This is a genomic window from Duganella rhizosphaerae, from assembly GCF_040364205.1.
Taxonomy (GTDB): Bacteria; Pseudomonadota; Gammaproteobacteria; order Burkholderiales; family Burkholderiaceae_D; genus Rugamonas; species Rugamonas rhizosphaerae.
On the sequence record NZ_BPWK01000025.1, the window covers coordinates 1 to 12296 of the forward strand.

The window sequence follows — 12296 nt, forward strand, 5'->3', positions numbered from 1 at the left end:
AGCCGGCGCCGCGCAGGCGCAGACCGGCACGCCGGCGCCGCCCGACACCAGCGGCGCCACGCCGGTCGCCGCGGTGCCGGTGGACGCGCCGCCGCCGCAGGGCATGCGCCGCTACAAGGTCAACCTGCCGCCGTCGGCCAGCATGGACATGGACGTGGCGCGGGTCGACGCCGACGGCACCAAATGGAGCGGCTCGGCCGTGATGACCTGGCATACCGACGGCAGCAACTACCAGGCCTCGGCGGAAGCGGGCATCAGCCTGTTGATCACGCGCCTGAACGCGCTGGTGATGCGCAGCGTCGGCAGCATCGACGACTACGGCATCGCCCCCGTCACCAGCACCCAGAAGCGCGGCCGCCGCGCCGAGACGGCGACCCATTTCAACCGCGACGCCGGCACCATCACCTTCTCGGCCTCCGAACGCAGCTACCCGCTGATGGTGGGCGCGCAGGACATGGCGACGGTGCCGTTCCAGCTGGGCGGCATCGGCCGCGCCGACGTCAACCAGTTCGGCAGCGATATCGAGATGCAGGTCGGCGACGAGCGCGAAGCGACGCTGTTCCGCTTCCAGCTGGTGGGCGAGGAAGAACTGAACACCAAGATGGGCAAGGTGGTGACTTGGCACCTGAGCCGTCCGCCGCGCCCCGGCAGCTACTCGTCGCGGCTGGACATCTGGCTGGCGCCGGGCCTGAACTGGTACCCGGTCCAGTTGCGCAATACCGAAGCAAGCGGCGCGCTGACGACGCAAACCGTCTCCAAAATCACCATGACAGAATCCGGAAAATAATATGCATACTATTTACACCAAGCGCCTGCTGGCCCTGAGCGCCGCCATCCTGCTGAGTTGCGCGGCCCACGCCGCCGACGCTCCGGCCGGCGAGCACCCGAGCGTCAAGCGCCCGCACAGCCTGCCGCCGTCGGCCGACCTGAGTTACACCATCAAGGCCAAGCAGCACGGCTTGAGCATCGGCGGCACCGCCACCGTGCAATGGCGCGCCGGCGACGGCAAGTACTCGGTGGCCACCGAAAGCCGCGCCGCGCTGTTCGGCAAGATCCTGGAAAACCGCAGCGAGGGTGAGATCGACGACTTCGGCCTGGCGCCGACCACCTTCTACGAAAAGCGCTTCCGCAAGGACCCGAGCACCACCACCTTCCAGCGCGACGCCAAGGCCATCACCTTCAGCGAAGGCGACGAGAGCTACCCGATCAAGGGCGGCGAGCAGGATCGCACCAGCATCCAGTGGCAGCTGGCGGCGCAGGCGCGCGCCACGCCGGACAAGTTCAAGCCGGGCAGCGAATGGAAATACTTCGTGGCCGGCCGCCGCGACGCCGAAGTGTGGAGCTTCAAGGTGATGAAAAATGAGGCAGTGCAGGTCGGCGCGGGCGAGGTCAACGCGGTCCACCTGGTCAAGGCGCCGCCGCCGGACGCGCAGGGCCAGCAGGTCGACCTGTGGCTGGCGCCATCGATGGACTGGTACCCGGTGCGTGTGCGCTTCAACGACAGTGATGGCGACTTCGTCGACCAGACACTGGAAAAGGCCGTGAAAAAGTAAGCTTAAATGCGGGGTCATAAATGCGGGGTCAGATCTGACATTCGGACACGGCCTCTACCGAAATGCGCACATTACGGTAGAGGCCGTGTCCGAATGTCAGATCTGACCCCGGGTGGCTGTTATACTGACGCCCCCGCAATCCAGTCGTTGCGATGCGTACAGAATGGCAAAGAATGATAGAAATTATAACAAGTGAGCTGGATCAGCAACAGCAGCAGGACAGCCTGCAAGCCCACTTCCAGCCGAATTTTTCGGCCGACGAGATCGAGCAGGTTTACCAGCTGAAACGCGCGCAGCCGCTGCTGCAAGTATTCACCGCGCTGTTCCACGGCGGTTTTGACGGCGTGCTGGTGCGCCTGCTGGTGCTGCGCGAGCTGGCCTCGGACGCCGCCTCGTCCACCTTCTCGCGCGCCGACATCAACACCCGCCTGGCCTACCTGCTGCCCGAGTCGCTGGAAACGGTGCTGATGCGCCTGCGCACCAACCAGCTGCTGGCCTGGGACGCGCAGCAAGCCGTCTACCGCGTCACGCCGATGGCGCGCAACGTGCTGTCGGCCATCGACGGCCTGCTGGCGCTGGGCAAGGACGAAGACAACGCCGACATGGGCTTCCTGCTGTCACAGGTGGCCGGCGCCCAGGTGATGGGCGGCGTCACCGTCGACCAGCTGAACCACCTGCTGGGCCGCCTGGTCGACCTGACGGAGGAATTCTCGGACGCCATCGCCTCCGGTTCCGAATTCCGCCTGCGCGCCTCGCAGGCCAAGTGGCACACCGCCTGCGACTGGGTGGAGAAGGGCTCCGAGATCCTGCGCGCCATCCTGTCCGATGAAAACGCCGACGGCGCCACCCACAAGGCGGCGCAGGCCATCGGCCGCGCGCAATCGGCGCTGCTGAACATGCAGGGCATGTTCTCGCGCGCGCTGAACCAGATCGAACGCCAGCGCGTGCACCTGGGCCAGTCCGGCCTGTCCACCACCGACATCAAGCGCTGGCTGCTGCTGCACGAAGACCTGGCCTCGCTGGCCGAAGGCGCGATCGACCAGCCCGTGGTGCCGCTGTTTATCACGCCGGCCGAGATGATCGACGTCGCCGAAACCGAGCTGCTGCAGGACCGCGTCGCCAGCGCCGTCTCCAGCGGCCTGCCGGCCGGCACCGACGCGCCGACCACCATCAGCGACGGCCCGCAGATGCAGCGCGAGCTGGACGACTGGCTGGCGCGCCTGTCCGACTTCGCCGCGCTGGGCAACTTCCCCAGCATCGCCGACGAAGGTCCGAAATCGATACCGGTGCAGGATTCGCTGCTGCCGGCGTCGTTCGCCGTGGCGTCCTACCGCGCCTCGCTGCTGCCGCTGCTGGGCGACGCCGACGAGGCCCGCCTGCAAGGCGCCACCGCCGAACTGGCGCGCCTGCCCGTCACCTTTACCCCGACCGACGAAATGATACAGCTGCCCGATTTGCACGTGGCGGCGATGTCCCTGGCCTCCCTCTCACTGTCTTTGAATACGGAAGGCGACAAGTCAGATGAATGACGATTACCAAATCCTGATCGCGCGCCTGCTGACGCATCAAACCCTGCGCCGCGACGACAAACTGGTCAAGCGCGTGCTGTCGGACGAGTTGTTCCGCGCCGAAGTCGACGCGCGTTTGCTGGCCACCGGCCTCAAACTGCTGGACAACGTCTACGCCGACCACGTGACGATCGCGCTGCACCGCGCCATCGAGCCGAAGATCTTCGGCGCCCGCGACGTCTGGCAGAACAATAACTTCGGCCTGTCGCGCGACGGCGTGGCCCTGCTGGTGGTGCTGTGGGCGCAGATCATCCTGCCCAAGCGCGAACGCCAGGAGACCCACCAGCACGCGGACGATGACCAGAACGACATGTTCGGCGTCGAGAAGCCGCTGCCGCGCGCGGAAGACACCTCGATCGGCATCGCCTACAAGGCGCTGCTGGCCGACTTCGGCGACAAGCTCGGTAAGAAAACCCGCCTGGACATGAATCTCGGCATCCTGGCCAAGCTGGGCTTCATCGAGCGCCGCGGCGACATCATCGTCGAAGGCCCGCTGCTGGACCTGATGATGGACACCGACCAGCTGAAAGAGCGCATCATCAACGGCGCGCTGGCCGACGTGTTCAAGCGCTCGCCGGCGCAGATCATTCCGGTGCCGCGCAGCGCGCCGCCGATCGCCGCCAACGACGACGAGGTGGCTGAAGATGCCGCCCCCGACTCCGAACTTCCAGCCGAGGACTAAACGTGTTTCACATTAAATCATTAGAACTGGTCCACTGGGATTACTGGCAGCGCATCAAGAACATCCCGCTGGACGCCAAGATCATCACCATCGCGGGCCAGAACGGTTCCGGCAAGACCACCTTGCTGGACGCCCTGCGCACGCTGTTCGGCCTCGATTGCTCGATGGGCCGCACCTACAAGCACTACGCCCGCCACAGCGGCCAGCAGACCGCCTGGCTGCGCGCCGTGGTCGACAACAAGAACGTCGGCAAGCAGCTGTCGAACCGTCCGTTCCGCAGCTCCGGCTTCTTCAGCGACGACGAAGTGACGCTGTTCTGCCAGATCCAGAAGAACGGCGGCGACTGGAAGCGCCAGTACCTTATGCGCCCCGGTAACGTGCAGATCGAAGACATCGGCGAGGCCGGCAACGACTGGCTCGGCGTCGAGAACTACCGCAAGCGCCTGGCCAACGCCGGCCTGTCGCCGGCGATGGCGAAAGTGCTGGCGCTCGAGCAGGGCGAAACCGACAAGCTGTGCGAATACGCGCCGCGCCAGTTGCTGGACCTGGTGTTCCAGGTCTTCGGCGACAAGGAAGTGCTGGACGCCTACGACGAAGCCAAGCGCCACCAGCGCGACACCGAAGTCGAACTGAAACGCTTCGAGACCGAGCTGGAAGCCTCCAAGACCAATTTGGAGGGCTTGCGTCTGCGCGTGGCCAACTACCACCAGTGGGAAGACCTGAACAAGGAGCGCCGCAACCTGCAGGAAGAAGTGCTGCCGACGCTGGAGTACCACGAAGCGCGCGAGAAGCACGCCAACATCAGCCGCCAGCTGCGCGACGCCCGCAAGCCGCTGATGCAGGCCGACGCCCAGCTGACCGACAAGCGCAACGCGCTGGCCGCGCAAGCCAAGGCGCTGACCGACGCGCAGCAGCACGAAACGGTGCTGGAGCAGGAATCGACCGCGCTGCAAAGCCGCCTGAATCAGATCAACGGCAAACTCAAGCCGCTCGACAGCCTGCTGGAACAGAAGGTCCGCCTGCAAAAGCTGGCCGACGACGCCGGCGGCGACCTGGCCGCGGTGGCGCAGCAGTTGCAGGAAAAAGAAATCGAACTGGCGCGCCAGCGCATGGCGCGCGACGCCGTCGCCGCCAAGATCGCCGGCGAGCTGTCGACCATCGCCGCCTTGCAGGGCAAGACCGCGATGCCGGAACCGGAAGCGCAACGCGGCATGCGCCGCGCGCTGAACGACGCCGGCATCGGCCACGCCATGCTGTCCGACATCGTCGAGGTGACGGATGCGCGCTGGCAGGGCGCGATCGAAGGCGTGCTGGGTGGCTATGCCTCCGTGGTGCTGCTGGATAAATCGTCCGACGCTTCGGCCGCGTACCGCCTGGCGGAGAAGGAACGCTATCGCCACTTCATCGTGCCGGACCTGGTGCACGCGCCGACGGTCAAGGACGACTCGCTGATGTCGGTGGTGAAGTTCTCGGCCAAGGTTCCGTCCTGGCTGGTGGAGCAGCTGTCGCGCATCACCCGCGTGGACACCGTGGACGCCGGCGCCAAGCTGGGTAGCCACGACGAGTGGATCACGCCGGACGCCTACCACCGCGAACGCCGCGGCGGCCGCTCGCTGTTCGTGGAAGCTTCGCGCTACCGCTTCGGCTCCGCCGGCCGCACCCAGCGTATGGAAGCGATCCAGAAATCGCTGCCGGCGCTGGAGGCGCAGGAAGATGCACTGACGCTGATCGTGTCCAAGCTGGCGACCGAAATCAGCTCGCTGAAATCGCGCCTGGCCGGTGTGGACGCCGCCAAGGAACTGGCCGCGCGCCAGGAGGAATTCGACGAGGCGGCGCGCAACGCCGTGCCGCTGAAGGAGGAACGCACCGAAGTCGGCACCCGCCTGGGCGAGCTGCAAACGCTGATCAAGAACGCCGTCGTCACGCGCACCCGCGCCGACACGACGTGGCAGAACGCGCGCTTTGCCTTGTCGGAATCGGAAGCCGGTCTGCGCCTGAACAACAAGCGCCAGATCGAGCAGCGCTCCGACCATGCGCGCGCCTTGCTGACGCTGCGCAAGGCCTGGCGTCACCTGCCGAAGAGCTGGCGTCGTCCGGCGCGCCGTGCAGGCCTGGTCAGCGAGCATCAGAACTCGCACCAGGTGGTGTTGCGCGTCCATTCGCTCGAAGCCAGCCTGGCCCGCAGCGATTGGGAACTGGACGCCACCGTGATCGACCAGTACCAGCGCCTGAACGACCAGCTGCATGGCCGCCAGTCGGAAACCGAGGAGCGCCGCTACCAGAACAACCGCGCCATCGAGGCCACCGGCAACGCCCGCGGCGCCTACATGGAGCGGCTGCGCTACACCATCAAGACCTACTCCAAGAACATCAAGGAGCTGGGCGAGCTGGCGGGCATCGAGGTGCACTCCGATCCGGTGCGCCTGGAGAACGACGATACGCTGCTGTCGCAGGCCGGCCTGCACGTACGCTTCAAGTTCGACGGCAAGGGCATCATCGGCATGAACGACGGCGAAGCGTCCGGCGGCCAGCAGGTGATGAAATCGCTGGTGCTGCTGATTGGTTTGCTGAAGTCGGAAGAAGGTTCCGGCGGCTTCGTGTTCATCGACGAACCGTTTGCCCACCTGGATATCCGTAACATCCAGCTGGTCGGCGAGTTCCTGAAGAACACAGACGCGCAGTACCTGATGACGACGCCGCTGACGCACAACACCGACGTCTACGATCCTTCGGAACTGACGCTCATCACGAGCAAAAAGAAGAAGGACACGGAGTGGGCGCAACCCATCTTCGTGCTGCAACGCCGCCCTGTGGAGGCGGCGAAGGTGGCCTAGGTCCGGGCCTGGGCCGGCCGCTCGTCGAGCAGCCGGTCCAGCTGTTCGGCGAGGGTGGCGGCGGCGAAGTTGCCCTTGGCTCTCTGCACCGCGTCCAGGTAGGGCATGCGCAGTTCGCGCAGTTCTTCGACGGAGCTGGCTTTTTCCACCTTCAGCTGCAGGGTGAAGCCGCGCAGGCCTATCGTGCTCTTGATAGTCTTGTTATAAAATTCATACAAGGCTTGGAACTGGCCGGCCTGTGAGACCGCCGCCGGGGTTGCCGGGGCCACTGCGGCTGGTGCGGCTGGTGCGGGATCGGCGACCGACGCCGCCGGCATCGTTGCATAGCTAGTCGATAGCACGATAAGTCCCTCCTCCAGCAGTTCGTCCAGGGCGGTGATGGTCAATCCCAACCCCGCCACATTGCGCAACAATTCCTCTTCCGTACGACGGCCGTCGACTAATACCAGCAGGCTGCGAAGACGTGGTGCGAGCTGGTACTTGCGCGTCGCGATCTCGTCCCGGCCCTTGGCGGTCTTGTCGTAAATCGAAGTATTCATGAAAGTGCAAATTAGTTGCCCTGTGGATACTCTCAGAATACCACCAAACCTTCTCCACAACGCAGAAATACGATAGCACTGTCGTTAAAAAGACGTCGCCTTATAGAAGTTCGCCGGCGTCGCCCCCGGTCTCGCCTTCGTCCCGCACCCAGGTGAGGATGTCGCCGGGCTGGCACGCGAGCCGTTCGCAGATCTTCTCCAGCGTGGAGAATCGCATGCCCTTTACCTTGCCGGACTTGAGCAGCGACAGATTCTGCTCGGTGATGCCGACGTAGGCCGCCAGTTCGCGCGACTTGACCTTGCGCTTGGCCAGCATCAGATCGAGGTTGATCAGGATCGCCATCAGACAAAGCCCTCGTTCTCTTCGCGCAGGCGGCGGCCTTCCTGCATCAGCCGCGTGATCAGGTAGAACATGCCGCACACCAGCATCAGCATCAGCTGCTCGGAATTGACGCCGATGGCGAAGTGCCGGTCGCCGTTGCCGGCCATGCGCAACGCCAGCGTGCGCACCGGCAGTTCGACGATGGACAGCAGCGTCGAAAGCAGGGTGGCGCCGGCGAAGGCGCGCAAGTGGCCGATCGACTGCGCCGTGAACAGATCCTGGCGGCGGAAGTTGAGCAGCAGCCGGTCCAGCCGCCACAGTCCATAGAACAGCACCAGCGTGGTGGGCAGCGCCAGCGCCGCGCCGATCGCGCGCTGCGCCGGCGTCAGCGCCAGCTTGGCGCCGAAGGGCATGCCGATGGCGGTCATGTCGATGACCATGGCGCCGATGCTGGGCGCATAGGTGGTCCAGGCCAGCACGAAGAAGGCCGCTTGCACGGCAACGCACAACCACAGCAGCGCGCGGATCAGGGTGATTTTCATATTTATCGTAACACAGTAAAAAATTATCGTTTTACATTAAAACTTTGTTGTAATATATTGTACATTCACTGGAGATAATTATGAAACTCATCTTGGTACTAATGGTGGCGATGTTGTCGGGTTGCGCGGTGCAGATCGGCGAGGGCAGCGTGGTGCGGCCCGACCGCGCGGGGGACGTGCGTTCCGCGGCGCGCTTGGGCGATGGCGGCGGCGCCTACAAGCTGGCGCCCCTGACGCTGGCGGCGGACGATGCGCAACTGAACGGCGTCAGCGCCACCGCCACCGGTGATGACGCCATGCCGCTGACGGTGCTGTACTTCGGCGGCAACGGCTTCCATCTGGACGAACATGGCGACCATGTGCTGGCCGCCGTCGGCCCGTGCCGCGCGGACGTGGTGATGATCGATTATCGCGGCTATGGCCGCAGCAGCGGCAAGCCGACCATCGCCACCATGAAGGCCGACGCGCTGCGCGAGTTCGACCTGGTCAACGCCCGGGCGCCGGGCCGGGTGATCGTGCACGGCCAGTCGCTGGGCAGCTTCATCGCCGCCTACGTGGCGCAGCAGCGGCCCGCCGTGCGCGGGCTGATACTGGAATCGACCACCACCAATGCGCGCGACTGGGCCAACAATATGCTGCCCTGGTATGCGTGGCCGTTCGTGCGGGTGGAGGTGAGCGAGTCGCTGAAGGGGATAGACAACGTGGCGGCGGCTTCGGGCTTCGCCGGGCCGGCGCTGGTGCTGGAAGGGAGCGACGATAAGGTGACGCCGCCACGTTTGGCGCGCCAGGTCTACGACGCCTTGCCGACGCAATCCAAGCGCATGGTGATGGTGGCGGACGCCGGACACAATGACGTGCTGTCCAGCGCCGCGGTGCGGCCGGCCTACTGCGAGTTCGTGCAGCAGCTGGCGGCGCGGTAGTACCCCGCACGGCCAGGCGGGGTCAGACCCCGTTCGGGGTCTGACCCCTAAGTGGCGCCGCTTGCGTATCGCTTAAGCATGCGGGGCATTTCACTTGATATCGAAGATATCGATCGGGCGCGGCAGCGGCTTCTGGGTACGGCGCCAGCGGATCAGCAGCAGGTGGTAGCAGCCCCAGAAACCGGCGGTCAAGCCAAACACCACGGCCGTCAGCGGATTGCCGACGAAGTCGGGATCCAGCGGCAGGTGGTCGTGCATGTGCAGGTAGGCTTCGAACAGGCGGTAGATCAGGCGGCCGAAGAACAGCATCGTCACCAGCAGGCCGAAACGGCGGTTCTGCGTGTAGAAGAAGCCCTCGGTGGTGTTTTGCAGGCGGGTCAGCTTCATGTTGCGGTGGCCCAGCGCGGCGCCGACGGCGGCGCCGGCCAGCAGCGCGGCCAGCGCCTGCCATTTTCCGATCAGGACCACGGCCAGCACGGCCAGCGTCACGCCCGCCACCGCCGCGTAGGCGGCGTGGCGCCACAGTTCGGATTTGTTGCGGCCCATCATGCGTTTCAGGCGCGAGTAGATGCGCCAGATGGCCAGCGGCACCAGCAGCAACAAGACGATAGTAGGCATATCCATAAGCGATTCCAACGGCGTGATTCGAAGAACCGCGATTGTACGCCAAGCGGCCGCCGCGCCCCAGCGTTACAGATTGTCACGCATTATCCGGCAGTGATTGACAATCCCGGATAGCATAAGCAAACTGAACTGCAGCAGCCCCGCTTCTGGACCGAAAGGATATCCATGAACAAACCGTTAACCTTGCTGCCCCTGAATCTGGGATTGATGGCCGCCTCGCCGCAGGCCGGCGCGCAGGAGGGCGGTTACCGCCTGCCGCCTGCCGCCCTGCTGGACATCGTCGACGCGCCGCGCGCGCCGGCGCTCAGCCTGAGCCCCCAGCGCAACCTGGTCGCCGTGGTGCAAACGCCGCCGCTGCCGGGCATCGCCGAAGTGGCGCAGCCGGAGCTCAAGCTGGCCGGCCTGCGCATCAACCCACGCACCTGTTCTTCCTCCCGCTTCTCGTTCGGCACCGACCTCGCTCTGCTCGACATCGCCACGCAAAAGGAAAGCCGCATCCGCGGGCTGCCGCGCGCGCTGCGCCTGGCGGACCTGGCGTGGTCGCCGGACCAGCGCTACCTGGCGTTCTCGCATGTGGCCTACAAGGGCGAGCGCGGCGCGGTGGAGCTGTGGCTGGTCGATATCGCCGCGCGCAAGGCCAAGCGCTTGTCGGCGCAGCCTTTGTCGGCGGTGCTCACGCGCGGCTTCAACTGGCTGCCCGACAGCAGCGGCCTGCTGGTGCACTGGCGTCCGGCCGGCATCGGCAAGGCGCCGCAGTCGGACGGCGTGCCCACCGGCCCGATCCAGCAGGACAGCGAACCCGGTGGCGCCGTGCGCCAGCTGCGCACCTACCAGGATCTGCTGAAGAACGAGGACGACGCGCGCCTGTTCGAGTACTACATCACGGTGCAGATGGTGCTGCTGGACCTGCACGGCAAGCCGCGCTTGATCGGCGCGCCGGGGCAGTTCTCGCGCACTTCGATCGCGCCGGGCGGCCAGTACCTGCTGACGCAAAGCGTGACGCGGCCGTATTCCTACATCGTGCCGGCGTCGAGCTTCGGCGAGCGGGTCGAGGTGCGCGACCTGAATGGCGACGTGCTGCACATCGTGACCACGCTGCCGCTGGAAGAGGGCCTGCCGCAGGGGAATGACGCGGTGTCGGAAGGCGTGCGCCACGTGTCGTGGCGGGCCGACGTGCCGGCCACGCTGGTGTGGACCGAGGCGCAGGACGGCGGCGATCCGGCGCGCCCGGTGATCGACAATATCCGCGACCTGGTCTACGTGCACGCGGCGCCGTTCCGCGAACCGCCGCTGGTGCTGGCGCGGTTGACGATGCGTTACGCCGGCATCGCCTGGGGGCGCGGCGATGTCGCGCTGATCAACGAACGCTGGCACAAGACGCGCGACTACAAGCAGTGGATGATCGAGCCTGAGCACCTGTCCACGCCGCCGGAGCTGATCTACGCCGGTTCGTATGAGGACCGCTACAACAGCCCCGGTTCGCCGGTGATGCGGGCCGACGCCAGCGGCTTCCCGCGCCTGCTGATCGGCCCCGGCACCACGGTGCTGCTGGACGGCGCCGGCGCCACGCCGGAAGGCGACCGTCCCTTCATCGACCGTCTGAGCCTGACCACCAAACAGAAGGTGCGGCTGTTCCAGAGCGCCGCGCCGTATTTCGAGAACGTGGCGGCGGTGCTGAACGACGACGGCACGCTGCTGCTGACGACGCGCGAATCGCCGACCGAGCGGCCCAACTACTATCTGCGCGACCTGACCAAGCCGGAGCACGCGCAGCTGACCGCGCTGACCAACTATCCGCATCCGACCCCGCAGCTGAAGGACGTGCACAAGGAGCAGATCCGCTACCCGCGCAACGACGGAGTCGAGCTGACGGCCACGCTGATGCTGCCCTCCGGCTACGACGCCGTCCGCGACGGCCCCCTGCCGTTGCTGATGTGGGCCTATCCGCAGGAATTCAAATCGGCCGGCGCGGCCAGCCAGACCACCGGTTCGCCCTACCGCTTCAACGCGGTCAGCTACTGGGGGCCGGCGGCCTTCCTGGCGATGGGCTACGCGGTGCTGGACAATCCTTCCTTCCCCATCATCGGCGCCGGCGAAGAGGAGCCGAACGACAGCTATCTGCCGCAGCTGGTGGCGGACGCGCAGGCGGCGGTGGACGAGGTGGTGCGGCGCGGCGTGGCCGACCGCCACCGCATCGCCATCGGCGGCCATTCGTATGGCGCTTTCATGACCGGCAACCTGCTGGCGCACACGCGTTTGTTCCGCGCCGGGATCGCGCGCAGCGGCGCCTACAACCGCACGCTGACGCCGTTCGGCTTCCAGTCCGAGGAGCGGCCGTTCTGGCAGGCGCAGCAGGTGTACCAGGCCATGTCGCCGTTCAATAACGCCGACAAGATCAAGGATGCGATGCTGCTGATCCACGGCGCCGAGGACAGCAACACCGGCACCTTCCCCTTGCAGAGCGAGCGCATGTTCCAGGCCATCAAAGGCCTGGGCGGCACGGCGCGGCTGGTGATGCTGCCGAACGAATCGCACGCCTACCGCGCGCGCGAGTCGATTCTGCACATGCTGTACGAAACCAATGCGTGGCTGGATAAATACGTCAAGCACGCCCAACCCCGGTAGAGGGGCTGGGGAGGGCTACGCCCGCATCTCGCGGTGCGAGATGCCCCCGTACGGGGTCTGACCCCATGCCGAAGCCGCCGGGGTAAA

At 65.8% G+C, this 12296-nt stretch carries 11 protein-coding genes; 7 read left to right on the forward strand and 4 right to left on the reverse strand.

Annotated features, from left to right (window positions below; all coding sequences use genetic code 11):
• From RUGAMON1_RS31300 to RUGAMON1_RS31320, 5 genes are all read left to right on the forward strand, one after another.
• Nucleotides 1–787, forward strand: a 787-nt coding sequence (locus RUGAMON1_RS31300) for a DUF3108 domain-containing protein (RefSeq protein WP_445234177.1), incomplete at its 5' end; no start/stop codon positions are given.
• Nucleotide 788: 1 nt separating this feature from the next.
• Entirely contained in the window at nt 789–1553 is a 765-nt protein-coding gene (locus RUGAMON1_RS31305) for a DUF3108 domain-containing protein (protein WP_445234178.1), read from the forward strand.
• A 173-nt stretch (nt 1554–1726) separates the two neighbouring features.
• Nucleotides 1727–3082 carry a hypothetical protein gene (locus RUGAMON1_RS31310; RefSeq protein WP_445234179.1) on the forward strand — a complete coding sequence of 452 codons (1356 nt, stop codon included), beginning with the start codon at nt 1727–1729 and terminating at the stop codon, nt 3080–3082.
• Nucleotides 3075–3803 carry a hypothetical protein gene (locus RUGAMON1_RS31315; RefSeq protein WP_445234180.1) on the forward strand — a complete coding sequence of 243 codons (729 nt, stop codon included), beginning with the start codon at nt 3075–3077 and terminating at the stop codon, nt 3801–3803. Before RUGAMON1_RS31310 ends, RUGAMON1_RS31315 begins: the two co-directional genes overlap by 8 nt.
• A 2-nt stretch (nt 3804–3805) precedes the next feature.
• Nucleotides 3806–6637 (forward strand): ATP-binding protein, encoded by a 2832-nt coding sequence (locus RUGAMON1_RS31320; protein ID WP_445234181.1) that lies wholly within the window; start codon nt 3806–3808, stop codon nt 6635–6637.
• On the opposite strand, the gene RUGAMON1_RS31325 is transcribed toward RUGAMON1_RS31320, so the two are convergent.
• The 3 genes from RUGAMON1_RS31325 to RUGAMON1_RS31335 form a co-directional block, all read right to left on the reverse strand.
• Entirely contained in the window at nt 6634–7176 is a 543-nt protein-coding gene (locus RUGAMON1_RS31325) for a hypothetical protein (RefSeq protein ID WP_445234182.1), read from the reverse strand. The genes RUGAMON1_RS31320 and RUGAMON1_RS31325 overlap by 4 nt on opposite strands.
• 100 nt (nt 7177–7276) lie before the next feature.
• The gene (locus RUGAMON1_RS31330) at nt 7277–7519 is read right to left on the reverse strand and encodes a helix-turn-helix domain-containing protein (protein WP_445234183.1); all 243 of its coding nucleotides are present in this window, start codon (nt 7517–7519) and stop codon (nt 7277–7279) included.
• Nucleotides 7519–8040, reverse strand: coding sequence for a DUF2975 domain-containing protein (locus RUGAMON1_RS31335; protein WP_445234184.1), 522 nt, complete (start codon nt 8038–8040; stop codon nt 7519–7521). Before RUGAMON1_RS31335 ends, RUGAMON1_RS31330 begins: the two co-directional genes overlap by 1 nt.
• 80 nt (nt 8041–8120) lie before the next feature.
• Between RUGAMON1_RS31335 and RUGAMON1_RS31340 the strand changes: the two genes are divergently transcribed.
• Nucleotides 8121–8960, forward strand: coding sequence for an alpha/beta hydrolase (locus RUGAMON1_RS31340; RefSeq protein WP_445234185.1), 840 nt, complete (start codon nt 8121–8123; stop codon nt 8958–8960).
• Between the two features lie 90 nt (nt 8961–9050).
• Here the strand turns inward: RUGAMON1_RS31340 and RUGAMON1_RS31345 are convergent, their stop codons facing one another.
• Nucleotides 9051–9584 carry a CcdC protein domain-containing protein gene (locus RUGAMON1_RS31345; RefSeq protein WP_445234186.1) on the reverse strand — a complete coding sequence of 178 codons (534 nt, stop codon included), beginning with the start codon at nt 9582–9584 and terminating at the stop codon, nt 9051–9053.
• 165 nt (nt 9585–9749) lie between these two features.
• On the opposite strand from RUGAMON1_RS31345, the gene RUGAMON1_RS31350 reads away from it, so the two are divergent.
• Nucleotides 9750–12209: an alpha/beta hydrolase family protein gene (locus RUGAMON1_RS31350; RefSeq protein ID WP_445234187.1), complete on the forward strand. Its 2460-nt coding sequence runs from the start codon at nt 9750–9752 to the stop codon at nt 12207–12209.
• Nucleotides 12210–12296: the final 87 nt, after the last annotated feature.

Excerpts from the sequence above, each read along its gene's own strand:
- RUGAMON1_RS31305 (WP_445234178.1), top strand. The coding sequence starts at position 789 with ATGCATACTATTTACACCAAGCGCCTGCTGGCCCTGAGCGCCGCCATC.
- RUGAMON1_RS31310 (WP_445234179.1), top strand. The coding sequence starts at position 1,727 with ATGATAGAAATTATAACAAGTGAGCTGGATCAGCAACAGCAGCAGGAC.
- RUGAMON1_RS31315 (WP_445234180.1), top strand. The coding sequence starts at position 3,075 with ATGAATGACGATTACCAAATCCTGATCGCGCGCCTGCTGACGCATCAA.
- RUGAMON1_RS31325 (WP_445234182.1), bottom strand. The coding sequence starts at position 7,176 with ATGAATACTTCGATTTACGACAAGACCGCCAAGGGCCGGGACGAGATC.
- RUGAMON1_RS31330 (WP_445234183.1), bottom strand. The coding sequence starts at position 7,519 with ATGGCGATCCTGATCAACCTCGATCTGATGCTGGCCAAGCGCAAGGTC.
- RUGAMON1_RS31335 (WP_445234184.1), bottom strand. The coding sequence starts at position 8,040 with ATGAAAATCACCCTGATCCGCGCGCTGCTGTGGTTGTGCGTTGCCGTG.
- RUGAMON1_RS31340 (WP_445234185.1), top strand. The coding sequence starts at position 8,121 with ATGAAACTCATCTTGGTACTAATGGTGGCGATGTTGTCGGGTTGCGCG.
- RUGAMON1_RS31345 (WP_445234186.1), bottom strand. The coding sequence starts at position 9,584 with ATGGATATGCCTACTATCGTCTTGTTGCTGCTGGTGCCGCTGGCCATC.
- RUGAMON1_RS31350 (WP_445234187.1), top strand. The coding sequence starts at position 9,750 with ATGAACAAACCGTTAACCTTGCTGCCCCTGAATCTGGGATTGATGGCC.